Annotated in this window: 29 protein-coding genes and 1 pseudogene; 13 read left to right on the top strand and 17 right to left on the bottom strand. The window is 55.4% G+C overall.

Features of this window, described 5'->3' with window-relative positions:
• Positions 1 to 4: 4 nt before the first annotated feature.
• The 3 genes from rnk to cyaY form a co-directional block, all read right to left on the bottom strand.
• On the bottom strand, positions 5 to 415 hold the full coding sequence (rnk, locus tag K0F88_RS09970) for a nucleoside diphosphate kinase regulator (protein WP_219094952.1): 411 nt from the start codon (positions 413 to 415) through the stop codon (positions 5 to 7).
• Between the two features lie 306 nt (positions 416 to 721).
• On the bottom strand, positions 722 to 940 hold the full coding sequence (locus K0F88_RS09965) for a DUF1289 domain-containing protein (protein ID WP_094470034.1): 219 nt from the start codon (positions 938 to 940) through the stop codon (positions 722 to 724).
• A gap of 4 nt (positions 941 to 944) precedes the next feature.
• On the bottom strand, positions 945 to 1277 hold the full coding sequence (gene cyaY, locus K0F88_RS09960; RefSeq protein WP_219094951.1) for an iron donor protein CyaY: 333 nt from the start codon (positions 1275 to 1277) through the stop codon (positions 945 to 947).
• Between the two features lie 307 nt (positions 1278 to 1584).
• Between cyaY and K0F88_RS09955 the strand changes: the two genes are divergently transcribed.
• The 6 genes from K0F88_RS09955 to K0F88_RS09930 are packed head-to-tail and all read left to right on the top strand — an operon-like array spanning position 1585 to position 6192.
• Positions 1585 to 1758: a lipoprotein gene (locus K0F88_RS09955; RefSeq protein ID WP_075946461.1), complete on the top strand. Its 174-nt coding sequence runs from the start codon at positions 1585 to 1587 to the stop codon at positions 1756 to 1758.
• Between the two features lie 9 nt (positions 1759 to 1767).
• On the top strand, positions 1768 to 3015 hold the full coding sequence (lysA, locus tag K0F88_RS09950) for a diaminopimelate decarboxylase (RefSeq protein ID WP_219094950.1): 1248 nt from the start codon (positions 1768 to 1770) through the stop codon (positions 3013 to 3015).
• A 4-nt stretch (positions 3016 to 3019) separates the two neighbouring features.
• Complete coding sequence (dapF, locus tag K0F88_RS09945) at positions 3020 to 3850, top strand: diaminopimelate epimerase (RefSeq protein WP_219094949.1); 831 nt, start codon at positions 3020 to 3022, stop codon at positions 3848 to 3850.
• A 13-nt stretch (positions 3851 to 3863) separates the two neighbouring features.
• A complete protein-coding gene (locus K0F88_RS09940) occupies positions 3864 to 4589 on the top strand; it encodes a DUF484 family protein (protein WP_219094948.1) in 726 nt (241 codons plus the stop codon).
• A gap of 2 nt (positions 4590 to 4591) precedes the next feature.
• Positions 4592 to 5491: a tyrosine recombinase XerC gene (gene xerC / locus K0F88_RS09935; RefSeq protein ID WP_090178141.1), complete on the top strand. Its 900-nt coding sequence runs from the start codon at positions 4592 to 4594 to the stop codon at positions 5489 to 5491.
• Positions 5488 to 6192: an HAD family hydrolase gene (locus K0F88_RS09930; RefSeq protein WP_094470028.1), complete on the top strand. Its 705-nt coding sequence runs from the start codon at positions 5488 to 5490 to the stop codon at positions 6190 to 6192. The genes xerC and K0F88_RS09930 overlap by 4 nt, the downstream gene beginning before the upstream one ends.
• 111 nt (positions 6193 to 6303) lie before the next feature.
• On the opposite strand, the gene sutA is transcribed toward K0F88_RS09930, so the two are convergent.
• The 4 genes from sutA to glnK form a co-directional block, all read right to left on the bottom strand.
• The gene (gene sutA, locus K0F88_RS09925; protein ID WP_094470027.1) at positions 6304 to 6627 is read right to left on the bottom strand and encodes a transcriptional regulator SutA; all 324 of its coding nucleotides are present in this window, start codon (positions 6625 to 6627) and stop codon (positions 6304 to 6306) included.
• Positions 6628 to 6728: 101 nt separating this feature from the next.
• Complete coding sequence (locus K0F88_RS09920) at positions 6729 to 7154, bottom strand: secondary thiamine-phosphate synthase enzyme YjbQ (protein ID WP_008030499.1); 426 nt, start codon at positions 7152 to 7154, stop codon at positions 6729 to 6731.
• Positions 7155 to 7368: 214 nt separating this feature from the next.
• On the bottom strand, positions 7369 to 8706 hold the full coding sequence (locus K0F88_RS09915) for an ammonium transporter (RefSeq protein ID WP_109635833.1): 1338 nt from the start codon (positions 8704 to 8706) through the stop codon (positions 7369 to 7371).
• A gap of 37 nt (positions 8707 to 8743) precedes the next feature.
• Positions 8744 to 9082 (bottom strand): P-II family nitrogen regulator, encoded by a 339-nt coding sequence (gene glnK / locus K0F88_RS09910; protein WP_002555808.1) that lies wholly within the window; start codon positions 9080 to 9082, stop codon positions 8744 to 8746.
• 419 nt (positions 9083 to 9501) lie between these two features.
• Between glnK and K0F88_RS09905 the strand changes: the two genes are divergently transcribed.
• From K0F88_RS09905 to K0F88_RS09875, 7 genes and pseudogenes are all read left to right on the top strand, one after another.
• Positions 9502 to 9762 (top strand): accessory factor UbiK family protein, encoded by a 261-nt coding sequence (locus tag K0F88_RS09905; RefSeq protein WP_033060695.1) that lies wholly within the window; start codon positions 9502 to 9504, stop codon positions 9760 to 9762.
• Positions 9763 to 10193: 431 nt separating this feature from the next.
• A complete protein-coding gene (locus K0F88_RS09900; protein WP_094470020.1) occupies positions 10194 to 10721 on the top strand; it encodes a Bro-N domain-containing protein in 528 nt (175 codons plus the stop codon).
• Between the two features lie 155 nt (positions 10722 to 10876).
• Positions 10877 to 11674 carry a hypothetical protein gene (locus tag K0F88_RS09895; RefSeq protein ID WP_306823114.1) on the top strand — a complete coding sequence of 266 codons (798 nt, stop codon included), beginning with the start codon at positions 10877 to 10879 and terminating at the stop codon, positions 11672 to 11674.
• A gap of 387 nt (positions 11675 to 12061) precedes the next feature.
• A pseudogene (locus K0F88_RS09890) lies at positions 12062 to 12706 on the top strand (magnesium chelatase domain-containing protein); the annotation flags it as partial.
• Between the two features lie 50 nt (positions 12707 to 12756).
• The gene (locus K0F88_RS09885) at positions 12757 to 14436 is read left to right on the top strand and encodes a recombinase family protein (protein WP_219094947.1); all 1680 of its coding nucleotides are present in this window, start codon (positions 12757 to 12759) and stop codon (positions 14434 to 14436) included.
• A gap of 401 nt (positions 14437 to 14837) precedes the next feature.
• Positions 14838 to 15269 (top strand): response regulator, encoded by a 432-nt coding sequence (locus K0F88_RS09880; protein WP_219094946.1) that lies wholly within the window; start codon positions 14838 to 14840, stop codon positions 15267 to 15269.
• Between the two features lie 84 nt (positions 15270 to 15353).
• Positions 15354 to 15800 (top strand): hypothetical protein, encoded by a 447-nt coding sequence (locus K0F88_RS09875; protein WP_219094945.1) that lies wholly within the window; start codon positions 15354 to 15356, stop codon positions 15798 to 15800.
• Between the two features lie 184 nt (positions 15801 to 15984).
• Here K0F88_RS09875 and K0F88_RS09870 read toward each other — a convergent pair whose 3' ends face one another.
• The 10 genes from K0F88_RS09870 to K0F88_RS09825 all read right to left on the bottom strand — a co-directional run bounded on the left by K0F88_RS09870 (position 15985) and on the right by K0F88_RS09825 (position 23774).
• A complete protein-coding gene (locus K0F88_RS09870; protein ID WP_219094944.1) occupies positions 15985 to 16716 on the bottom strand; it encodes a recombinase family protein in 732 nt (243 codons plus the stop codon).
• Positions 16717 to 16832: 116 nt separating this feature from the next.
• Positions 16833 to 17051 carry a hypothetical protein gene (locus K0F88_RS09865; protein WP_219094943.1) on the bottom strand — a complete coding sequence of 73 codons (219 nt, stop codon included), beginning with the start codon at positions 17049 to 17051 and terminating at the stop codon, positions 16833 to 16835.
• Between the two features lie 52 nt (positions 17052 to 17103).
• The gene (locus tag K0F88_RS09860) at positions 17104 to 17241 is read right to left on the bottom strand and encodes a multidrug transporter (RefSeq protein WP_219094942.1); all 138 of its coding nucleotides are present in this window, start codon (positions 17239 to 17241) and stop codon (positions 17104 to 17106) included.
• Between the two features lie 299 nt (positions 17242 to 17540).
• On the bottom strand, positions 17541 to 18341 hold the full coding sequence (locus K0F88_RS09855) for a hypothetical protein (RefSeq protein ID WP_219094941.1): 801 nt from the start codon (positions 18339 to 18341) through the stop codon (positions 17541 to 17543).
• Positions 18342 to 18610: 269 nt separating this feature from the next.
• Entirely contained in the window at positions 18611 to 19732 is a 1122-nt protein-coding gene (locus K0F88_RS09850; RefSeq protein ID WP_219094940.1) for a hypothetical protein, read from the bottom strand.
• Positions 19733 to 20055: 323 nt separating this feature from the next.
• The gene (locus K0F88_RS09845; protein WP_219094939.1) at positions 20056 to 20298 is read right to left on the bottom strand and encodes a hypothetical protein; all 243 of its coding nucleotides are present in this window, start codon (positions 20296 to 20298) and stop codon (positions 20056 to 20058) included.
• Positions 20298 to 22523, bottom strand: a complete 2226-nt coding sequence (locus K0F88_RS09840) for a hypothetical protein (protein ID WP_219094938.1) — start codon at positions 22521 to 22523, stop codon at positions 20298 to 20300. Before K0F88_RS09840 ends, K0F88_RS09845 begins: the two co-directional genes overlap by 1 nt.
• On the bottom strand, positions 22520 to 22891 hold the full coding sequence (locus K0F88_RS09835; RefSeq protein ID WP_219094937.1) for a hypothetical protein: 372 nt from the start codon (positions 22889 to 22891) through the stop codon (positions 22520 to 22522). Before K0F88_RS09835 ends, K0F88_RS09840 begins: the two co-directional genes overlap by 4 nt.
• Complete coding sequence (locus tag K0F88_RS09830; RefSeq protein WP_219094936.1) at positions 22888 to 23148, bottom strand: hypothetical protein; 261 nt, start codon at positions 23146 to 23148, stop codon at positions 22888 to 22890. The genes K0F88_RS09835 and K0F88_RS09830 overlap by 4 nt, the downstream gene beginning before the upstream one ends.
• Positions 23145 to 23774: a hypothetical protein gene (locus tag K0F88_RS09825; RefSeq protein ID WP_219094935.1), complete on the bottom strand. Its 630-nt coding sequence runs from the start codon at positions 23772 to 23774 to the stop codon at positions 23145 to 23147. Before K0F88_RS09825 ends, K0F88_RS09830 begins: the two co-directional genes overlap by 4 nt.
• Positions 23775 to 24408 lie beyond the last annotated feature (634 nt).

The raw sequence follows: 24408 nt of genomic DNA, 5'->3' as shown, positions 1-24408 counted from the left end.
CGGTTTATTCCGGAAAGTGACCGCCCTCGGCTGGCTGTGATTCGACTTCCAGCAGGGTCAGTTTCAGGGTTTTGCCACCCGGTGCTGGCCAGTCGATGTGTTGACCAACTTTAAGGCCGAGCAGCGCGCTGCCGACTGGCGCCAGAATCGAAATTTTGCCTTCGTCAGCGTTGGCATCCTTGGGGTAGACCAAGGTCAGGTGGTAGTCCTTGCCACTGATTTCTTCGCGGCAATGCACCCGGGAGTTCATGGTCACGACATCGGCAGGCACATCTTCGTGACCGACCAGGGTATCGGCGCGATCCAGTTCGGTTTGCAGCGCGATAACGCCCGGCAGCGTGTCATCCAGGCTGTCGATCAGGCGCTCCAGACGTTGCACGTCCAGACGAGTAAGAGTGATGGAAGGTGCGGTCATGATTGAGGCAGACTCCTTTCTTCTGCACAAAAAAAGCAAAACCCCGCCAGAAAAAGGCGGGGTTTTCACGGGCCTCGATGGGTTGAGGCGTTTCTGGACACTATCACAGCTCAATAATTATACAAGTGAGGGGCGACCAAGCCCCTGCGCTGACATTTTGGAGAGGGGCTTGCCTGTGGCGAGGGAGCCTGTCGGATCGCCGCACCGTCCCGCTCGGCTGCGCTGCAGTCGTGAGCTTTTTGGGGCCGCTTCGCAGCCCGGCGGGACGGTGCGGCGATCCGACAAGCTCCCTCGCCACAAAAGCTCTTATGCCAAGACTTTGCGCTGGACTGCCTGGGCGCAGATAACCCGGCGGCGATCATCGTCGGCCGAGCGCCATTCGCGGATGTCTTCGACATGACGAAAACAGCCAAGGCAGACCTTCTGTTCGTCCAGCCGACACACACCGCTGCACGGCGAAGGCACCGCCGGGCTGACATTGCTGTAGAGCGGCTTGGGCGGGCGAGCGGACGCAGGCTGGGTCACGATCTCACAGGCCTTCGAAATCGAGCTCGACGCCAGCCTGCTGCTTGACGATGCGCTCAAGCATCTCGCCCAACTGCTCTTCGCTCTTGTCGCACATCCAGCGCTCGCTTTCGGCGTCGTAATCGAAGTGGAAACCACCGGACACGGCCGCGAGCCACAGCTGACGCAGCGGTTCCTGACGGCTGAAGATCAACTGGCTGCCGTTTTCGAACTTGACGGTGAGCACACCGGCCGAGCTCTCCAGATCAATATCCAGGTCGCTCTCATCGAAAATATCTTCCAGCGTCTGCTGGGTGGCATCGACCAGGTCGTGGAAACGGGCTTCGGTCAAACTCATTACGGCAACCTCAAAAAGTATCTACTCACGCTCAAGCGCCGCAAGATACGGGCGAGCCCCGGTGATTGCAAAGAATAACGACTAAGCACCACTTTGTGGGAGCGAGCCTGCTCGCGAAGAGGCCAGCACATCCAACATCTTTATTGGCTGACACACCGTCTTCGCGAGCAAGCCCACGCCCACAAGGATTGCACGATACTGGCCGGCATCATGCGAAGGCCCGCCGGACGGGAGCCGCGTTACATAGGCAAGCTGCCGGGTGGCCGGTATACTCCGGCGCAATTAACGCATTTTCAAGGATTTCGCCATGAAGCGCCTGATCTCTTCCCTTGCCGCGCTCCTCGCGGTTGCCTGTCTTGTGTCGGCTTGTGGTCAAAAAGGCCCGCTGTACCTGCCTGACGATTCCCAGGACCCTGCCGAGCAGGCTCAGTCCTCGCAAAAGCAGCCGTCCAAAGCACACAAGCACGACGTCTACCAATAAGGGAACGCCATGGACGCTTTTAACTACCGTGACGGTGAGCTGTTCGCGGAAGGGGTTGCCCTGTCCGCCATCGCCGAGCGCTTTGGCACACCGACTTACGTCTACTCCCGCGCGCACATCGAAGCCCAGTACCTGGCGTTCGCCGATGCTTTGGCCGGCATGCCGCATCTGGTCTGCTTCGCGGTCAAGGCCAACTCCAACCTGGGTGTACTGAATGTCCTGGCCCGTCTTGGCGCCGGTTTTGACATCGTCTCCCGTGGCGAGCTGGAACGTGTACTGGCCGCAGGCGGCAGCGCCGACAAGATCGTGTTCTCCGGTGTCGGCAAGACCCGCGACGACATGCGTCGCGCCCTGGAAGTTGGCGTCCATTGCTTCAACGTCGAATCCACCGATGAGCTGGAGCGTCTGCAAGTAGTCGCCGCCGAGCTGGGTGTTCGCGCACCGATCTCGCTGCGTGTGAACCCGGACGTCGATGCCGGCACGCACCCGTACATTTCCACCGGCCTCAAAGAGAACAAGTTCGGCATCGCCATCGCCGACGCCGAAGACGTGTACATCCGCGCCGCCCAACTGCCTAACCTGGAAGTGGTCGGTGTCGATTGCCATATCGGTTCGCAACTGACCACCCTGCCGCCGTTCATCGACGCCCTTGACCGTTTGCTGGGTCTGGTCGACCGTCTCGGCGACTGCGGCATCTACCTGCGCCACATCGATCTCGGTGGTGGTTTGGGCGTGCGCTATCGCGATGAAGAGCCGCCATTGGCTGCCGACTACATCAAAGCTGTGCGCGAGCGTCTCGACGGTCGTGACTTGGCGCTGGTGTTCGAGCCGGGCCGCTTCATCGTCGCCAACGCCGGCGTGCTACTGACCCAGGTCGAGTACCTCAAGCACACCGAACACAAAGACTTCGCCATCGTCGACGCGGCCATGAACGACCTGATCCGCCCGGCGCTGTATCAGGCCTGGATGGATGTCACCGCCGTGCGCCCGCGCACTGCCGCAGCGCGCGCCTACGACATCGTCGGCCCGATCTGCGAAACCGGCGACTTCCTGGCCAAGGATCGTGAACTGGCCCTGGAAGAAGGCGACCTGTTGGCCGTGCATTCGGCCGGCGCCTATGGGTTTGTCATGAGTTCCAACTACAACACCCGCGGCCGCGCCGCTGAAGTGTTGGTGGACGGTGATCAGGCATTTGAAGTGCGTCGCCGTGAGACGGTAGCCGAGTTGTTTGCTGGCGAAAGCCTGCTGCCGGAGTAATCCCATGCTGCTGCGTTTTACCAAGATGCACGGCCTGGGCAACGACTTCATGGTCCTCGACCTGGTCAGCCAGCACGCGCACATCCTGCCCAAGCACGCCAAACAATGGGGCGATCGGCACACCGGCATCGGTTTCGACCAGTTGCTGATCGTCGAAGCGCCGAGCAACCCGGACGTGGACTTCCGCTACCGGATTTTCAATTCCGACGGTTCCGAGGTGGAACAGTGCGGCAACGGTGCGCGCTGCTTCGCCCGCTTCGTGCTCGACAAACGCCTGACCGCCAAGCGGCAGATTCGCGTCGAGACCAAAAGCGGCATCATCGAGCTGGATATCCGCAGCGACGGCCAGATCGGTGTCAACATGGGTGCACCGCGCCTGGTGCCGGCCGAGATTCCGTTCGACGCACCAGAACAGGCCTTGAGTTATAAGCTCGATGTCGAGGGTACGACCGTCGAACTGGCCGCCGTCTCCATGGGCAACCCCCATGCCGTGCTGCGGGTCAGCGACATCAACAACGCACCGGTGCATGAACTGGGGCCGAAAATCGAACACCACCCGCGCTTCCCGGCGCGGGTCAACGTCGGTTTTCTCCAGGTCATCGACCGGAACCGTGCGCAGTTGCGCGTCTGGGAACGTGGCGCCGGGGAAACCCAGGCCTGCGGCACCGGCGCGTGCGCTGCCGCAGTGGCCGCGATCAGCCAGGGGTGGATGGATTCGCCGCTATTGATCGACCTGCCCGGCGGGCGTTTGTCCATTGAATGGGCAGGCCCTGGCCAACCGGTCATGATGACCGGCCCGGCAGTCCGCGTTTATGAAGGACAAGTGCGTCTTTGAGAGAGTTGAATCCATGAAAGACAAGCCTCAGGTTCCCGCCCCACAGCCCGACGAATCCCCTTCCGAAAGCCTTGAGGCGGCGGCGATTGCCGCGTACCTGGAGGCTCATCCGGATTTCTTCGTCGAGCACGAAGAACTGCTCGCAACCTTGCGCATTCCGCACCAGCGTGGCGACACCATTTCGCTGGTCGAGCGCCAGATGACCATCCTGCGCGACCGCAACATCGAGTTGCGCCATCGCCTCTCGCATTTGATGGACGTGGCCCGTGACAACGACCGCCTGTTCGACAAGACCCGCCGCCTGATTCTGGCGCTGATGGACGCCAATAGCCTGGAAGACGTGGTGATCAGTGTCGAAGACAGTCTGCGCCAGGACTTCCAGGTGCCTTTTGTCAGCCTGATCCTGCTGGGCGACAACCCGATGCCGGTGGGCCGCTGGGTCACCCATGCCGACGCGCAAACGGCCATTGGCGGCTTGCTCTCGGAAGACAAAAGCGTCAGCGGCAGCCTGCGCGATCACGAACTGGACTTCCTGTTCGGTGAAGAACAGCGCAAACAGATCGGCTCCACCGCCGTCGTCGCCATCAGCTATCAAGGCATCCACGGCGTCCTGGCCATCGCCAGTCGCGACCCGCAGCACTACAAAAGCTCGGTCGGTACGCTGTTCCTGAGCTACATCGCCGAAGTCATGGGCCGCGTGCTGCCTCGGGTCAACAGTTCCCTGCGCTCGGTACGCTGATCGTGGAACGGCAACTGGACGCTTACTGCGAACACCTGCGCAGTGAGCGGCAGGTGTCGCCCCACACGCTGTACGCCTACCGCCGCGACCTCGACAAAGTGCTGGGCTGGTGCGTCAAACAGAACATCAGCAGCTGGGCCGCGCTAGACATTCAGCGTCTGCGCAGCCTGATCGCGCGCCTGCATTCCCAGGGTCAATCTTCGCGCAGCCTGGCGCGGCTGCTGTCGGCCGTCCGTGGGCTCTATCATTATTTGAACCGCGAAGGTCTTTGCGATCACGACCCGGCCAATGGCCTGGCGCCGCCCAAGGGCGAACGCCGGCTGCCGAAAACCCTCGATACCGACCGCGCGTTGCAACTGCTTGAAGGTGCGGTGGAGGATGACTTCCTGGCGCGTCGGGATCAGGCGATTCTGGAACTGTTCTATTCCTCAGGTTTGCGCCTTTCGGAGCTGACCGGGCTTAATCTGGATCAGTTGGACCTGGCCGACGGCATGGTTCAAGTGCTCGGCAAGGGCAGCAAGACCCGACTGCTGCCGGTCGGCAAAAAAGCTCGCGAGGCGCTAGAACTGTGGCTGCCACTACGGGCCATGACCAATCCGGCGGACGACGCGGTGTTTGTCAGCCAGCAAGGCCGGCGCCTTGGCCCCCGGGCGATTCAGGTGCGGGTCAAAGCCGCTGGTGAGCGTGAACTGGGGCAAAACCTGCACCCGCACATGCTGCGGCATTCCTTTGCCAGCCATTTGCTGGAATCCTCGCAGGACCTGCGCGCCGTACAGGAATTGCTCGGCCACTCGGACATCAAGACCACCCAGATCTACACCCACCTGGACTTCCAGCATCTGGCTACGGTCTACGACAGCGCCCATCCACGGGCCAAACGCATTAAAGGCGATGATTCATGACCCTCCAATTGATCACCTTCGACCTCGACGACACCCTGTGGGACACCGCCCCGGTGATCGTCAGCGCCGAAGCCATACTGCGTGAATGGCTGACCGAGCACGCACCGAACCTGGGTGCGGTGCCGGTGGAGCATTTGTGGGCTATTCGTGAGCGGATCCTGACCAGCGAGCCGAGCCTCAAACACCGCATCAGTGCGTTGCGCCGCCGGGTGCTTTTCCATGCACTGGAAGAGTCCGGATACGACCACGGACAGGCTTCGGAGCTGGCCGACAAGGGTTTTGAAGTCTTTCTGCATGCCCGGCACCAGATCGAGGTGTTTCCCGAAGTCGAGCCGACGCTGGAAACCCTGGCCAAGCATTACGCCTTGGGGGTGGTCACTAACGGCAACGCCGATGTACGCCGGCTGGGGCTGGCGGATTACTTCAAGTTTGCGTTGTGCGCCGAAGACATCGGCATCGCCAAGCCCGATGCGCGACTGTTTCATGAGGCGTTGCAGCGTGGCGGGGCGACGGCGGAAACGGCGGTGCATATCGGCGATCATCCGGGGGATGACATTGCCGGGGCGCAGCAGGCGGGATTGCGGGCGATCTGGTTTAACCCGGCAGGCAAGGCCTGGGAAGCCGAGAAGGCTCCAGATGCGGAGATTCGCAGCTTGACTGAGTTGCCAGCGTTGTTGGCCCTCTGGAATTCCCGACACTGATCCTGAGAACACACAAAACCCTGTGGGAGCGCCGCAGGCCCATGATTGTTGTTTCAGACATGAAAAAGCCCGCAGCGACGGCGGGCTTTTTCAGCAAGCAAGGGCAGGCGCTTAGATAGGCCGGCTGCCGTACTTGTTGTCAGGCTTCTTGGGAGGATCGGCGACCACATTGGCCTCTACTTCCTGCACCTTGCCGCCCTTGGCCAAAAACTCTTCCATGGCCCGCGCGAGAGCATCGCGTTCCTTGTTCTTGGCTTCGACGCTCGGCAGCTCATCGACCGATACCGCAGCCTTGGCTTTACCCTTGGCGGTCGGAACGGGCGTTTCACCGCCGTCGTCTTCAGCGACGTCTTCGGCCGCTGCTTCCAGACCTTCTTCGGTTTCGTCGTCGTCGCCTACTTCGAGGTCGTCGTTTTCCAGATCATCGTCGCTCATGTTCTACCTCATGACTTGCGAAAAGCAGATTAGTTATAGCCCAGCTTCACCGTCTGTCGACAGTCGCCGGAAAAATTCAATAACCGCTAGTGACCAGCGGTTCATGCCTCTTCACCGTGCACGGTGGCGAGGACTTTACGGGCACCGCCAAAATCACGGTGCTCGCCCAGATAAACACCTTGCCAGGTCCCCAGCGCCAGTCGGCCTGCCGAAATCGGCAAACTGAGCTGACAGCCAAGCACGCTGGCCTTGAAGTGCGCCGGGAGGTCGTCCAGGCCTTCGTCGTTATGCTCATAGCCGTCTGTTCCTTGTGGGATCAGACGATTGAAAAATCGTTCGAAGTCGCGACGTACCGCCGGATCGGCGTTCTCGTTGATGGTCAACGACGCCGAGGTATGCTGCAGCCACAAATGCAACAGACCGACCCGGCACGCCTTGAGTTCAGGCAGGCCGGCGAGTAACTCGTCCGTTACCAGATGAAAGCCCCGGGGCCGTGCCCGCAGGGTAATCAGAGTCTGTTGCCACATACAGTTCTCCGCACGTTCGGGGCGCATTCTAGCGCGCTCAGGGAAAAAACAAAGGCCCTAATATTCCTTCAATCATGTAAGCCATTGGCCGCAGAAAAACGCCCGTCGTAAACGCCACTAAACGTGTACGAAAAAACCTTTCAGCAGTCCCTTCACTGACAAACGCCAGACAAAAAAATGCCCGGCAAGCCGGGCAAGTTTTTTATGCGCGTGCTTACAAGTTGTAGCCGCGTTCGTTGTGGAGCGCCAGATCGATGCCGACAGCCTCTTCTTCTTCCGTGATACGCAGACCCATGACAGCGTCCAGGACCTTGAGAATGACGTAGGTGACGATCGCGGTGTAGATCACCGTGAAGCCCACGCCTTTGCACTGAATCCAGACTTGAGCGGCGATGTCGGTGACTGTGCCGAAGCCACCCAGGGACGGTGCAGCGAACACACCGGTCAGGATCGCGCCGAGGATACCGCCGATGCCGTGCACACCGAAGGCGTCCAGGGAATCGTCATAACCGAGTTTGCGTTTCAGGGTGGTGGCGCAGAAGAAGCACACCACGCCTGCTGCCAGGCCGATGACCAAAGCGCCCATCGGGCCCACGGTGCCAGCGGCCGGGGTGATGGCGACCAGACCGGCCACAACACCCGAAGCAATACCCAGTGCACTTGGTTTGCCGTGAGTGATCCACTCGGCGAACATCCAGCCCAGTGCAGCGGCGGCGGTTGCGATCTGGGTCACCAGCATCGCCATACCGGCGGTGCCGTTGGCCGCAGCGGCGGAACCGGCGTTGAAACCGAACCAGCCGACCCACAGCATCGCGGCCCCCATCAGGGTGTAACCGAGGTTGTGCGGGGCCATCGGGGTGGTCGGGAAGCCTTTACGCTTGCCGAGCACGATGCACGCGACCAGACCGGCCACACCGGCGTTGATGTGCACCACGGTGCCGCCCGCGAAGTCGAGCACGCCCCAGTCCCACATCAGGCCGCCGTTGCCGGACCAGACCATGTGCGCAATCGGTGCGTAAACCAGGGTGAACCACACGCCCATGAAGATCAGCATGGCGGAGAACTTCATCCGCTCGGCGAAGGCACCGACGATCAGCGCAGGGGTGATGATGGCGAAGGTCATCTGGAAGGTGATGAACACCGCCTCAGGGAACAGCGCCGCAGGACCAGTCAGGCTCGACGGCGTGACACCGGCGAGGAATGCCTTGCCCATGCCACCGAAGAACGAGTTGAAGTTGACGACGCCCTGCTCCATGCCGGTGGTGTCGAACGCGATGCTGTAGCCATAAATGACCCACAGAATGCTGATCAGACCGGTAATGGCGAAGCACTGCATCATCACGGAAAGAATGTTTTTGGAGCGAACCATGCCGCCGTAGAACAGGGCGAGGCCGGGAATGGTCATAAACAGCACGAGGGCTGTCGAGGTCATCATCCAGGCGGTATCGCCGGAGTTGAGGACTGGGGCCGCCACTTCGTCTGCCGCCATAGCCAGGCTGGGCATTACGAGGGACAACAGGGCTCCTAGCCCTGCGAATTTACGCAGAGTCATATTGTTTTCTCCTGGGGCGTTGGGTTTGTGGCGGCGTTTAAATCGCGTCGGTATCGGTTTCGCCGGTACGGATGCGAATCGCCTGTTCCAGATTGACCACGAAGATCTTGCCGTCACCGATCTTGCCGGTGTTGGCGGCCTTGGTTATCGCCTCGATAACCCGGTCCAGATCCTTGTCGTCAATGGCGACATCGATCTTCACCTTGGGCAGAAAATCGACCACGTACTCCGCGCCGCGATACAGCTCGGTGTGACCCTTCTGCCGACCGAAGCCTTTGACTTCAGTAACGGTAATGCCCTGCACGCCGATCTCGGACAGCGACTCGCGCACGTCGTCCAACTTGAACGGCTTGATGATGGCAGTGACTAGCTTCATGAAAACTCTCTCCCGAATTGGTGGACTTGCCCCAGGAAAACAAACCCGACTCAAGTCTAAGCGCAGTGCCTGGCTTTGTAACGCATCGTCGGCCTTTGATTGCCCGTCCGACGCCAGCTAACCGCTCCTCACGAAACAACTCCCCCGTTCCGCTTGGCGCACTGCATTCGTCACAGCGACTGCATCAGTGCATGGGTTACTACTGACTAAGCAGAAAGCTTGCCATCTCGCCAAAACCCACTGAATTCAATCCTTTGGCCGCTGCCAACAGCCACTTCCCTCAAATGGCCCGACGGATACGCACAACAACAGTGCGCGGCCGTCCGTCCACATGCGCGAAAAGCGTGCATCCCTGCTGTCGGAATTGACTATAGACACTGCGTGATACACTGCCCGCCATTGTTGACAGGACATTTCCCATGCTCGCACCCAAAGACTTCCTCGACGCCCTGACCGGCACCGCTTCGCGCCTCTTCAGCGGCGAAACCCCGTTGCCGAAAAGCGAAATCGAAAGCCAGTTCAAGGCGCTGCTGCAGAGCGGCTTCAGCAAGCTGGATCTGGTGAGTCGTGAAGAGTTTGATAGCCAGATGGTTGTGCTGGCGCGGACCCGGGCGCGGCTGGAAAGCCTCGAAGCGAAGGTTGCCGAGCTGGAAGCGAAGCTCAATCCCCCAACCGAATAACACCGCAATTCCCTGTGGGAGCGGGCTTGCCCGCGATAGCGTCACCTCGGTCTCCAGCCATCCCACACTGGATCGACCACTTCTGTAGGAACTGCCGAAGGCTGCAATCTCCTGATCTGTCGCCCCGCCACCATCTCGGCAACGTCCTACAAAGATCACCACCGCCGTCCGATAGCGCCGCGAAGCCCAGGTTCCTAAGCTCATCCCCAGCTGAATATTCAGCACTGGGTTTGGCGACCTGGAAGCTTAAGGCGTACAACAACCATCGACGGCGGGTTCCCCTCCGCCACATCGAGTCATGGCGGCTGTGCGTGGGAGACCTTCGGGTCTGCCGGGTTCCTTTTGCTCCGGTTCGCCAACCCGCGTACAGCTGCCACCCAATTGTTTGGCGACGATTGACGGCAGCCTCTTTAGCAAAAGGAGCTGTATTAATGAGTTGCGATAACGCTTATCTAATCCCTCACGTCTTCACCCGCCACAAACTCCACCTCCACGCGCTGTTGATCGAAAACCAGCCTTGGTTCAGCGCCCGAGACCTGGGCCGTCTCCTTCGCCTTTTCCTCGACGAACGCGCCGTCAGAAAGCTCGATCCCGATCAACACCAATTCGCGCGAGTCGTCATCTACGGCACCATCGAAAACACCCTGCTGATCAGCGAGTCCGGCGTCTACGCATTACTGGTCTACCACTACTGCCCCGAATACCGAGGCCTGCGCGAATGGCTGACCCACGACGTAGTGCCAGCCCTCAGAGATGCCCAACAACCGGCAACAAGCGAACGGCCGATCCTGAGCCTGCTGAACTGGCCAGAGATGTCGCTGAGTTTGCTGCACTGGAATAACCAGCCGTGGATTCGGTTGCAGGATGTTCCGCACATGCTGGCGGATGGTGAACGGCCGCAACGTTTGGTCAATGCACCGTGGTGGAAGCGAGCTTCGCGGATGTTGCAATCGCTTTAACAACCAATAGCACTACACAAACTGCATATGCATGTCTTCTGGCAGCATTAGCCCACAGCTAACGCTGTCATTTCCTACATTTGAAAACTTTTAATCTAACGCCCTTCAATAATCCCAGTTCGGTCCTACAGAATGCGGCTCCCGCGCCTGATTACGTGAACACCCTCCAGACCTTTATCTTTCATCGCCCTGATCCCAACAGAACACGAGCGATGAGAAGAAAAGGAAAAGGTACGGAACTTCGCGACCAGACTCTTAAATCGAATGCACGAAAGCTGGCGCACAAAACCTTCATCAAGGACTGTGCAGCTCAAGGTCTAGAGATAGATACGTCGGTGATCAGTTTTGATCCTATTACCACTGCTGCGATAGATGCCTCTCACCTGTGGACAGAAGTAGTCCTGTATCCATGGGATAGCATCCCGGACTGGAAATGTAAGGATGCCAAGGGTTTCGATTTGGCGATCTGGTATGCGCAGAAGCTATGTGGCCTGTGCTATGCGACCCCGAGAAGAAGCACAGTCTGCATAAAAGTCATCCTTTTACAGGGGCACCCGGACAAAACCCATCCACTTCGCGGGTGGATCGCTCAAATGGCGCTATTGGCAGCAGAATTTTACGCGCGGACGCTGGGGTGCAAAGAGATCGAGATACAAGATCCTGACCCTAACGTTGTCTCCTACTATCAGGAGCTCGGATTCAATTTTGACGAGACCAACCGCCTTGTCATTTACGTGGATGCCCAACAACATCAACTGATGATCCAGACACACGAGGTGTCTATGAACCAAAAAAAACGAAAGGCCAAGCTGTTATTAGTTTATGAGTTTCATGCCGAGGCGCTCCGTTTAGCCGGAAACGTGTCTGCGAATCAACGACGCTTTCTTGAAGTCGGTGCAGCTCGAGGCAAAGAGCTTGAGCCTGCTGGCCTGCTAGCCGGAGTAAGAATCTGAACTCAATTGCGCCCAACAGAGTCACCTGCTTGGCATCGATAACCCGATGCGAATAATCTCAGCACCGTGAGTGTATCCGTTGAGGATGTGCAGGCCTTGGCCTCACCGAAGCCTGCACATAAAAATCCGCTTCCTCAAGGCGGTTTTTTTTCGCCTTCGATTCAGCTTTCGCCGCCGTCCTTCATAGATCCAGGCAACGTCCTACAACAACCTCATCCCGCGGCTGATTACGTCGGCATTCCACACTCGCTTACGCTTCATCCCCAGATAGACACTCGCAACATCCAGTGAAAGTTTGTCGCCTCATTCGCCACGCCGAAACCCAACGCCCCAACTACCCTTAAAAAACCGCAGGAAGCGGTTCCCGTAAAAGCTCAAGGAACGACCATGTCCCTCTCCATCGTTCACAGCCGCGCCCAGATTGGCGTGGATGCGCCCGCCGTTACCGTAGAAGTCCATCTGGCCAACGGTCTGCCGTCATTGACGATGGTCGGTTTGCCCGAAGCGGCAGTGAAGGAAAGCAAGGACCGGGTGCGTAGCGCGATCATCAACTCGGGGCTTCAATTTCCTGCACGGCGTATCACCCTGAATCTCGCTCCAGCTGATTTGCCGAAGGACGGCGGACGATTCGATCTGGCGATCGCCCTGGGGATTCTGTCCGCCAGCGTGCAGGTGCCGACATTGACGCTGGATGACATTGAATGCCTGGGAGAATTGGCGCTGTCAGGCGCGGTACGTGCCGTGAGGGGCGTGTTGCCGGCTGCGCTGGCCGCACGCAAGGCCGGGCGCTCGCTGATGGTGCCGCGGGCGAACGCCGAGGAAGCGTGCCTGGCGTCCGGGTTGAAGGTGTTTGCCGTGGATCACTTGCTGGAAGCCGTTGCGCACTTCAATGGACATACACCGGTTGAACCCTACGTTTCCAATGGCTTGCTCTACGCCAGCAAACCCTATCCGGACTTGAATGAGGTGCAGGGGCAAATCTCGGCCAAGCGCGCATTGCTGATTGCGGCGGCCGGGGCTCATAACCTGCTAACGTTGTGTTAGGTTGCAAAACAGCCACTCCCCGCTACGGTGCAGCTTCCATGGCCAGCAAAGCATACTCATACATCAGGTTTTCATCACCCGACCAAGCCAAGGGGGACAGCTATCGGCGCCAGAAGAAAGCCGCTGAAGACTATTGCCTCCTACATGATTTAGAGCTGGCGACGTCGCGGGAATACACCTTTCTTGATAAAGGACGGAGTGCCTATTCAGGGCGGCACCTCGATGACGAAGGACAACTACGGCGATTCCTCGACCTTGTACAGAGCGGCGCTATTGAGCGTGGCTCCTATCTACTTGTGGAGTCGCTGGACAGGCTTTCACGGGAGAAGGTTAGCACCGCGTTGCCAAGGTTCATGGACCTGCTCAATTCCGGGGTGCGAGTCGTTACGCTGTCAGACAACCGGCTCTACACCGAAGATTTTAACGAGTTGGATTTGATCATCAGCATTGTGCAAATGTCCCGCGCTCACAACGAAAGCGAGATAAAAGCTCAACGCCTTTCGGCGTCATGGGACAACAAAAAACACCAAGCACGTACCGAACTGAAACCACTGGGGAAGGCTTGTCCGGCGTGGCTTGAAGTGGTGGGCGGGAAGTATCAGCCGATCCCTGATCGGGTGGCGACGATTCAACTCATTTTCCAATTGGCGATTGATGGATACGGGCAAGGCGTTATCCCGCGAATGCTCAACGAGAGAGGCGTGCCTGTGTTTGGCTCTCGCAATCGAAACCACTCTGGCAAATGGGGGACCAGCAGCGTTAGTAAGATTTTGGGAAACCGGGCGTTGCTCGGCGAGTATCAACCTACTGCCACCATCGGAGGCGTTCGCACAAACGATGGCGAGCCCATTACTGGATTCTTCCCGGTGGTCGTGACTGAGGATGTGTTTTATCAGGCACAGGCGGTACGGGCAGAGCGCCGGATTCATAGGACAGGGGGACAGACGAAGCGCTTCAATGTGCTGCAAGGGCTTGTCAAATGCAGTACATGCGGTGACGCCATGCATCTTGTGAACAAGGGACGCCCGCCCAAGGGAGCGACCTACATTCAGTGCCACAGCGCACGCAAAGGTGTATGCGATAGCGGGTATGTTCGAATCGAACGCGCCGAGGCAGTCTTACGGGAAATTCTAACCAAAGTGGACAGCCTGAGTCTTGTGCAATCCAGCGACGGCGAGACGCGCAAACAACTAACCACGGTGGCGGGCAAACTGGAAACGGTGACACAGAGACATGCCCAAATGTCCGAAGATTATTTCGTCTCGCCATCGACGGGCGTGGCTCAAATGATTGCTCGGCTCGAAGGAGAACAGGAGGCTTTGAAGCTGGAACGGGAGCGACTGAAAGAGACCTTGGCAACGAGTCAGGTAGTGTCCAAGGAGGACTTTTTCGAGCGGCTGGACTTGGATTCATTCGAGGGACGGCACGCGGTCAATAGCCTGTTAAAGAGGCTACATGTGACCATCGATGTCGCCTGTCTCAGCACCTCGGAGCAGTGGTATGTAGTCAACAGTGAGAGTCTGGCGACATTCATGGTCTTCCATCATGGGGATGAAATCAAAGTGGGATCTTTCGATTCACGCATCCTCGATTTACAGGTGGCACAGGGCGAGATTACCGAGAAAGCCCGCAAGGGATTTGTACTTGATCCCGCGCTACTGGATGGGCTTGTGGCGGATGTGATGGCGAAGCTGGATATCGATATTCCCACCAAGTGAGCGCCACGGCCTTACCCGTGCATACGCCTGCAGACGAAGGTCACGACTAACCCAGCAAGGGGAACACCCGCACCGTCGAGGTGTTCCCCGAACAAATACACCTCAGCACAAATCAAGCTCTTGCCCTTGCCCTTGCCCTTGCCCTTGAGGTGAGGTGCAGACACTCACGACCGTAGGTCGAAGGAACTACCCGTCAGCTCCGCTGACAACGTGACAGGCAAAATCAAGAGCTGAGCTTCGCCCTTTATATTGCTGCGCTATTACACCAATGCATTAAAACCTGAATTTATAGACGATTCGTGCATTAGCATCACGCTTCGTCACGCCAGCCGTAAACGTAGACCCGCCTCCCCGAAGGTGAAAGACTTAGAATCCCCTACAGGAAGGCGCACAACATCGCCATGGATGTGAACTTTCGGCTACAGCCTATAGACGGCGCAATCATCGTGGTGGAGGACGACCCTCTTCTACGTCACTTAATGCAAGAAATCCTTACTGAAGTGGGAGGGCACTGTATTGCATTTGGCACTGGCGATGATGCGTTGATTTACATGCTTCAATCCGGCACTCAATGCGCCCTGATCATTGCCGACCACGGGCTACCGGGACAGGTACAGGGTGCGGAGTTAGCAGAGCTTGTCCGGGGCAAATGGCCCAAGATACCGATAGTTATCACAAGTGGCTGGACTGACTCTTTTATCGGACTCCCCGAGAACAGCAACTTCCTTCCCAAACCGTGGACGCTTGAGGGTCTGGTGACAGCAGTCGCGGAAGCGCTTCAACCGGGTGTTCCGGTGAGTGAGAAAAACCCGCATCCGAATGATAAAGCGTGAGGGCTAGGTACATCTTGTGACGTAATGGCACCGAGCTATTTGACTGAGTAGTATGCCGTCACCAATTCGCACAGGAACGCGTCTATGAAAACGGTTGTCACGCTCGCAGCCTGCCTACTGGCAATCACAGGATGCCAAGACTCAGAAGAAAAACGCCTGATCACTCTCGCCGATGCAGCAAAGAAAAGCATTGCCGCACGGTACAAAGACCCAGACGCGGTGCAATTCAAAGGCTTGGTGCTCGACTGGCAACAGCAGCACATCTGTGGAGAGCTGAATGCCAAGAATGGGTTCGGCGGATATACCGGCTACAACTCTTTCCGGGCAGAGTTGAAAGGCAATGCGGCCGAGACTTCAATTGGCAGTATGTGGATAACCAAGGACAGGTTGATTCAGATTTATGACGACGCCATGGCAGGACGCATCACTGAATACGAAGCAGGCAAAGCGAGACTTAATGTCATATTCGAGTCTACATGCACCGATGCGAACAGCTCAAAGAGTCCAATCTACATCCCTTCAAAAAGTTAAATGAGGCGATATTGGCCAATCCCATTTTTTCCCGCCGAAAAAGCTGAGCACCTTTAAGGGCACCTGAGAATCACTGCGGAAAAGTAACCCATGGCGAGAATCCCAGAGAAACCGCCGCGCTGCTTAACAGTGTGCGATGAGGGCATGCCTAATCGCTGGAAATTTAGAAATAAAGCTATGGCCCTCAGGCGTTTGCAGCTTCGAACGTCAGGCTAAGACGACTCATGACACGGCTTACTTGAGTAGCAGACCACGAGCCACCCTTGGCAGTGGTTACACCTTTCTTGTTCAAGCAATCAGCGACCTTTACCAAGGTGCGTAAGCCTCTGTACAGACACGCTTCAATCTCGGCACTGATAGCCGTGTCGAATGCGGATACACGATCAGCAACAGCCTTTGCAGCTTTGTCACGGTTGGCCTGTGTGCGGCCATGTGTGAGGGCCTGTGTGCGGTTGGCTATCTTCTGAATCGACACTACATCACCAGACTCAGCGCGAGCCTTGAGCGATGCTAGGGCCTCCCTTGTACGTTGGCCGATGAACTTTCTTTCCTGCTCTGCTAAAGCTGCGTAGATGTGCAATTGGAAGGCGTCAGCACTGGGCATGGTGGCTACCTTGAACTCTACCCGTTCCATCAAGGCGCAGATGTGAGCAACCGAACGGCTGATACGGTCGAGCTTGGCAGCACACAGTTGAGCTGATGAAGCCTTGCACATCTGAATGGCTTTAGCGCCTTCTGGGCGGTCTTCAATGGCGATACTACCCGACACTGTATCGATGAACTCTCCGATGATTGTCCAGCCATTCTGGAGGGCAGCTTGTTCGATGTATTGGCGCTGAGCTTCAAGACCCAGACCACTATCACCTTGGCCCGACGTCGAAACTCGCAGGTAGGAAACTATGTTTACGGTCTTCATCGTCCAGCCCTCCATTTGTGTGTAGGGCCAGTTTACATTTCTTGGACAAGCAAGTCTACATTTCTTGGTCGGTGATCCTAGATTTGTAAATACCTGCAATTGAACGGTTACCTACCCTAGATCTGTCGCAATCTGTTGATCGCTTCGGTGATGGCGGATGCATTCGTATCGAGGGTTTGCAGCGCCGTGACGGCGTCGTCATGCGTGTAGGGCGATCCTCCAGCCTTAGCCCAAAGGGCCACCTCTTCTATAGCAGCGGCCAAGGCATGTTGGTTGTGCAACAGGAGGGTCAGCACGTCTGCTGTGGCGATATTGGCGTCTGAGTTGTTTGGCATAGGTGTCTTCCTTGAGGTGTGAGGGAGACTAGCGACTTCCCTCACAGAAACGCTACTTCTTCTTCGGGCCGCTAGGCGGCTTCTTTGGTGGAGGCTTGTCCTTCTCTTTCACCGTCTCCCTAGGTCTTTTCTCTGCCTCTTCCTTCGTCACGTATTCACCGGTGACCGCGTCACGGTATCTCGTTGCCATGTCAGCTCCTTAATGGCACGTCGCCACGCTAGCGACACCATCAAAGCTAGTCGAGGAAGGCCTTTCCGCAAGGGGGAGGTAGATGAAGCGTTCTTTTGCACAAATCGGCGATTCGGGGACCAAATGGCGATTTTGGTGCAGAAATCACGATTTGAAGCGTTCTCACCGAATCGATGTTAGCCACTTCATACCAGACCCCGCGTAAACACTGGCTCTCAAGGCAGCGACTCTAGAACTCACGTTCTAACCGGGCGCACCGGGTGAGGGTTTCCACATGGTTTCCGGGTAGTTTCCAGAGGTTATTTACTCGGGCTGCTGGGAGCCTTGGGCACGATGCAATGGCATGTAGCAGTGCCAAGCTTCACACCATCGTTTAGCTGCAATGTGGACAACGGTCGTCGCTTCACTGCTTTGATCAGTCCGTTAGCGTTCTTGTCATTCAGTTTGATCATGGCGTTGATGAATGTCTCTGTAGCAGCATCGGACGCGTAAACCAATGTCATGTTGGCGGGCAACATGTGATTTTTGTAGTAGGGCTTCGTTCTGGCGTTGATTGCAACATGATCACCCAGCTCACTATCAACGATTACGCCAACACGCTGTGTACGGAGGAATGGAGTGTTGATGTGCACCGTTGCTACCAAGTGCCATCCTAGTAGCTCAGCGTTTCCTTCGTCGCCAGAATCAAGGATTAGGTAGGCGGCAAGGTGTTCGTATTTTATTGGCTCGGTAACTACTGCCAATGGGTCAACGATGCAGCAGATGCAACACGCACTCACTTTGTAACCATCGATGCGTTCAAGCTCGGTGTTCGTGTCTACGGCAATCAGGTAATCAAACTGCTCACGCATACGATCAATGAAGCTTTTATCCAGAGCGGCAAAGCTATCAACGGGCGATGAAGTGAGCACCTTGTCTGATTTCCCACGGGCGTAGGATATCTGGCTGCGTAAGGATGTTGGGTCTAGCTCTAGGACGCTGGGAATGCCTGTGAGGGGGTCTACGGTGAATGTCAGCGTCTCGACCAGCACTCCCTCCACACCGTGACCAACTACGTAGTGGTCTCGTGGAACTTTAGGGCCGTCTTTCTTCTTGGACATCCGTAGCACCTCAGCGTGGGTAGCTCGTTGGCTTCACCACTGTAGCAGACCAGACACTATAGCTACGCTATGGCGCAAAACAGTGCTCATGGTGTTAGCTTGGGGGCGGTGATTACTACCCAGATTTCTGACCTCTTGCGAGCGTCTAACTCAACGGTTCTGGGTGAATGGGATCAACTTTTGACGACATACAAAACATGAGCAATAGGCGTGGTGTGTGGACTTTTCCCGCGCAAAGGAAAGCCCTACCATCACTGGCAGGGCTTAGGTTACGCGGCCATCCGTGCACGTCGAGCTTCCACTTGTTCAGGTTCAAAGCAATCATACCCAGCAGCCCTATCGAAGGGTTTCATCTTGGCGGTTGACGTAGTGAGCGCACTCACAACGATATCCGCAAGCTCTGCTAGCACCGTGTCGCTCACCTCAACACCGTGCAAGAGATTGAAGAAGAAGCCTTCCACCTCACTCAAGTCAAAACTGTCGTAGGTGAAATACCGCGATGTCTGCTCAATCTGTTCCAGTGCTTTCAGCACAGGGGTCAGGTCCGGGCGATACTTCGCCACACGAGCGAATTCAGCAATCATCAAGCCCATAGGCGACATGTAACGACTGCTACCGAACATGTACACCTTCTTGTCGGTCAGTGACTCCAGCACTAGACGCAGCTCTTTAGCTGTTGAGCGCGGATCATCAACCACTTTCAGGTATTGACGGTGAGCCGGGTTGTGGCGATCCAGCAGCGTAGCCAGCAAATCAATGTAAGATTGCTTCGTACTCGGTTGAAGCTTGGCCACCTTGTCGAAGGCATCCCACACATCCCGACCGATGCACTTAATCATCAGCTCCATGACATCCCTGTCAGACATCCGGCGTTCAACATCAAAGCGATTAGTCTGGTGCGCTGGACTGATGAAGTCACCGCCACCGAAGTAACGACTTCCATGTGTTCTGTTCAACATCCCGTTACCAAGGACAAGGTTCTGTGGGTTGAACTTGCCAATGTGACTCATCCCATTAGCTGGGTAGATATGGCAGAAGTGGTAGTCTGCAAATGCTCTCCCGGACAAGTTATTGGTGGCTAATTGCACCTTTTGCATTTCACGAAGCTCTAGCAACTCTTCAACAGTGATGTATTGAACAATCTGCACCGTGCCTGCTTGCTTGGCGTGACGGATCAGCAATTGAACGAAGATGTTACTGATGGGGAACGCCTTGGGCTTGCGCCTCTTGCGGTGTACAACTTTAGTGGATTTGTTGCGTCTAATACGCTTGCATTCATCACTACACGTCAATGTACTGTGGTGCGATGGTAGAAACTTGGTTTTGCAGACGGTGCAGGTTTTGCGTAGGTCTTTCTTATTGGGTTTTGTTGCCGGTAGTGCTAGCGCCATCTAGGTACGCTCCTGTTTCTGGTTTGTTGGTGCCATGAATGGCAATGTATGAATGTCGGCAATCAGAACCACAGAATGCTGTGGCTTTGAAAGTTAGAAAACCAACACCGCAATTACGACAATGACAAGTTCTTTGGTTACGTAGTCCGCGACTCATACTGTAAGCTCCTGTAGTGCGTTTTGGGAGGCGCTATCTAAAGAGACAACCCAGAGTGGCGCTCCATACTTACTAAAGGCCATGTAGCGCATTACGGGGCGTCGTAGAAGATGAGAGAAGTAGTGAGCGGCTTTCGCCGCCCCCGTTGCACTTGTGTAAAGTTGATTCATTGTTTGGTGCCTCTTGATTGGTTGATTCGTAGAGCAACAATTTTCTTTACGTAGTCCTTCATCGAACTGCGCTCGTCCGAGAACTGGACTTGCAGCTGGTTATATTGCAGTCGTAATGCATTGTCGGTGTAGTTCTGCGAAACAACGTTTGCACGATCCAACATATATGTGGTGAACACACCGCCTGCCAAGATTTGCAATACACAGGCGAACATGATTGCCTGAATTACAGACTTCATTATTCCACCTCCTGCTGAGACGCACGGAGTTTCAACAGCTCAGCATCAAACGCAGCTCGGAATCCTTCCGCCGAGCTTTGTTGCACTTGGTCTTGAGTTAGCCCCCGCGCATCGATCTGAATTTCCACTCGCACATCATTGTGCATTGAACTGTCAACATTGCCCGCTGGTTTGTTAATAGTGGCCGTGTTGAGGTCACCGGGAGCGAGCCAAGAAGGCTGCACTGGTTCTTTAGCACGCTGTTGTTCCTTTGCGCCTTCCATGATATCAGCGGCTGTATATTCAGATGGCAATCTAAACTGTCTGTAACGACCATCTGCGACGTTCTCAGGATCCACACCAAATTTGGACATATCCAGAGGCGGAAACTTAAGACCGGCTACACTCACCGCGTCATAAGAAAGAGCATCCTTTGCAGGTCCTTCTTCATAATTCGGTGTGTTAGTGAGCCAGCGATACAACATGCTGATTGGGTCTTTCACTTTCTCGCCAGTAGATGGTTTAGGCCCACCGAGAATTACAGTTGGATCGATAGCCAAACCCTCAGGGAATCCAGCCGCTGCAACTTGTTCAGCTTTTTCGCCTGAAGTCATTACCGAATCATCGGCGTTCTTACCAGCGAGCAAGCGAAGCATACCAGTTTGCATTTTGACCAGTCCCATATCGAGATTCTTCAAGCTCTCTTGCAATGTTGTTGCGCTGGCGATCAATTGTCTTTCGGCATCCAATCGCTGACCCAATGCTTCAATCAACTCAGGATCTTTGTTGATTTCATCACTTCGCAAATACCGGTCATTTTCAACTCTTGCAATTTGAGCATCCAACGAGTGCTTATGACGCTCAAGAAGTTCAGGAGACTGAGCAACAATGTCCCTCATGCCCTGCTGAATCATCGCACCGTTAACTTTGCCATCGTGTTGAGCTTCCAATACAAAGCCAGCCAACTTTTTCTTATCGCCTTTATACCCGAGAGCTTTGCCGATGGCCTGGTATAGAATTGTTGTTAAACGAGTTCCGAGGGCATCGGTAAGTGGCCGTAAATCAGCCCCCATGAAGCGATCTTTTGAATACCCCTGATTCAACTGAGTGCGAGCAGAATACTGTTGCATTGCATTCAAGTTACCGATACGGAACACGGCGGCTTGGTCTTTCTGCAACTGGATTGCTTCTTCCAAAGTCTTACCTTGAGCCCGGAAACCTTGAACCATATTGGAATATGCAACAGCGGATTCTTTATCGATCTTCATGCCAAACTCTTGCGAGTTAGAAATGTAAGCCTCTCTGATTCGTGCTCGCTCTACATCATTGTTGCCAGCCGCAAGTAACGTATTGTCGAATTGTTGCGTGTCAGAAGCTGTTTCCTGACGCTGCTGAATACGTTCGTTCAAGTAGCTAACGGCAGATACCAAGCCGTATAGCGCTGCGCCAGCGGCGCCCAGCCCCACACTCAACCCACCCAAACCAGAGCTTTGCGGCTCGGCCTGTTTGCGCTTCCACGCCTCGTGTCGCTCGCTCGCAAAATCAAAGCGGGACCGTTGTTGGTCCTGTCGCACTTGAGCACGAGCTTCACGAGCAGCGGCTGCCAGCTTCGAATCCCTGTAGCGCTCTGCCTGTCGAATGCCTGAGGCTCTGGCTGCCACTAACGCAGCCTCAGCACGCGCGTATTTAGTTTGGTGAAGTGCGGACTGCTCCTGTAATCGAACTCTTGCAGCCTGACGTTTTAGCAAGATGTCTTGGAGACGAGCTTCACGGATCTTTGATTGTTCCGATGCGGCTCGAAGTCTTGACTCACCCAACTTTGTTTTAAGTAGTTCTTGCTGCGCTTTCTGTTGTTTGGCAGCGAGTACGGCTTGTGTCACTTGCTGTTTGAGGGATGCACTTTGTAGGAGTGCATCTTCACGCTGCCCAGTCGCTACAATTTTTCTTTCGCTGATTGCAGCGGTGTTTTGGGCGTGTTGTAAACGGGCTAACTTTTGCTTGGTAACCAACTCTTTCTGCAAAGCCTTTTCCACGGCACCCTCAAGCTTGGCTCTATCCGCACTTGTGGAAGTGATACCGAGCTTCATGCTCAACTTCTTCTGTAGCGCCTCAGCCTGTCTGCCAAGCTGAGTCATTTGTGTTTCAGCCGTCTTCATCATTGCGGTGAAACGTTGCAAGCCGGATGCATCAACTTGGAACTTAAGAACACCAACTAACTGAGCAATGATCTCGCTGTGTTTACTCATGCTCTTTCACCATAAGCGCCGCGACCGTGTTTCAGTTTCAAGATGGTGGCGAATGCACGATTGAATGCTGCTGTGTTGCGTCCGTAACGGGTTACGGTTGCATCAGTGAAGTAATCGCCATTGTTGTTAACCAAGTAATCGGCGAATACAGTTTGCACACTACGGGAACCTGACAGGGCGAAGTAAATAGATCCATCTTGGGTCTCAACCCAACGGTAGGAGTAATCGACATCGAAGCCGTGGCACTTACGAAGCCATTGACCCATTGCACAGGTAAACATTCTGATCTTTGAGTGGCCGGTCATTTTTGTTAGCGAGTGGTGTTGTGGGATTTTTTTCAGTCCCTTCGGTGTAGCACTTTCTGTCATTGTTTTCCTTTGTTCAATTTTGCTTGTTTAGCCATCTTAATAATCTCGGCAGCACGAGCCTTTAATTCAAGTAGCTCCAAGGCTCTCTTGAAGGCTATTACATCCTCTTCGGACGCCACTTCGTCTACCGGCGAGGCCTCTTTAAATACCGTTGCTGTAACGGCCTCTGAGGGGCTTGCAAGTGTGTCTGGAAGGTGACGCTGACGTAGAATCAACTCTGTACCAGTTAGTGTGCTTGGATCGATTTTATCGGTCATTGTGCGTTACCTTCGGCAGTCAGTCGGCCAGATTTAATAAGTTCATCGCGAAGCTTGGCACGTGACGCATCGAGGTCATCACGCACTTCTTGCTCACGGTTTAAGCGTTGTTGTTCTTCGGTATGTAGGCGATCACGTTCATCCTTGAGTAGAGCGAGTGCCACTTGACGGTCAATCTCAGCATTCAACGCTGCTTCAAGCTCTGCTTCGTAGTCTGCTCGCACTTGCTTGCAAACTTTAACAAGGTCGCGCTCCTGATCTCGCGCTGGCTTTTTCAAATACAGCGTAATGAACGAAACAAGCGGGCTTTCCAGTAGCATTGCAGTTGGTAGACCTCCCGCTGGTTCAAGTGGAAGCCATCCGGCTGCACGGTATTGGTGATACAGCTCAAGAGCTTCTACAAGTGTGCCGGGGTTGAACTCGACAATTGCACCAACGATACCTGTGCTTGGATTTTCGATTCGTGATTCGTAGAAGCCTTTGGCGTTCTGACAGCGTGAGCGGTATTCCGATTCGCTGAATGCAAATTGCATTGGTGTTTGTGGTTGTATGTCTTGCATGGTGTTTACCTCTGTTTTTATGGTGGGCTGTGTTGCGTTTTGCTTTTCTTGGCGATGAAACTGCATCCGGCACTTACCGGAACAGAACTTCGCATGTGGTGCTTGGGGTCTTACGGGAAACTTGGTACTACACACAGCACAAGGCTGATAGATGACTCTTGATGCCATAGTGGCTCCTCGAACTTAGTTGCTGAATTCATGTTGTGACGCAGATAATGGGGCACGAAAAAATGGCCAGAATTTTTAGGCTCTGGCCAGAACATGCAACACCATTAAGTATTAGTGCCTATCCGGTTTCCCGGTTGATGTTGTAGGCGGCAACATCGACAGAGTAATCAGGTCTGTCTATGGCGATGGACTCCCAAAGGTCAGGAGCTGAGCAAGTTCACCGGCAATTTGAAGTAGTGACAGAGTTCAACCACCGCCCCTGTCAGGCAGTTCCGTGACATTTCAGTCTGGTCTAGCAAGTTACGGCCATCGCCTTGCTAACGACTTCTGAGGATCCTGTTAAACCCTTGGCCTACAACTACACCAGACTCAAGTTCATGCTTGGTTCGGCGCGGGTGATTCTGGAAACGACTTTACCGGAATTCAGCTTGGCGGCTGTCCGGTTGGGTGAAGCGCGTAGGAAAATTCTTTAATTCGTATACTATCTTACCATGGAAGTATTGATTTGTCAAGCATAGACGCGTAGCAAATG

It is taken from the genome of Pseudomonas sp. UMAB-40 (genome assembly GCF_900095275.1).
In the GTDB taxonomy this organism is placed as follows: Bacteria; Pseudomonadota; Gammaproteobacteria; order Pseudomonadales; family Pseudomonadaceae; genus Aquipseudomonas; species Aquipseudomonas mandelii_B.
Note: the sequence above shows the minus strand (reverse complement) of the source record. Positions and strands in the feature narration are given on the sequence as shown.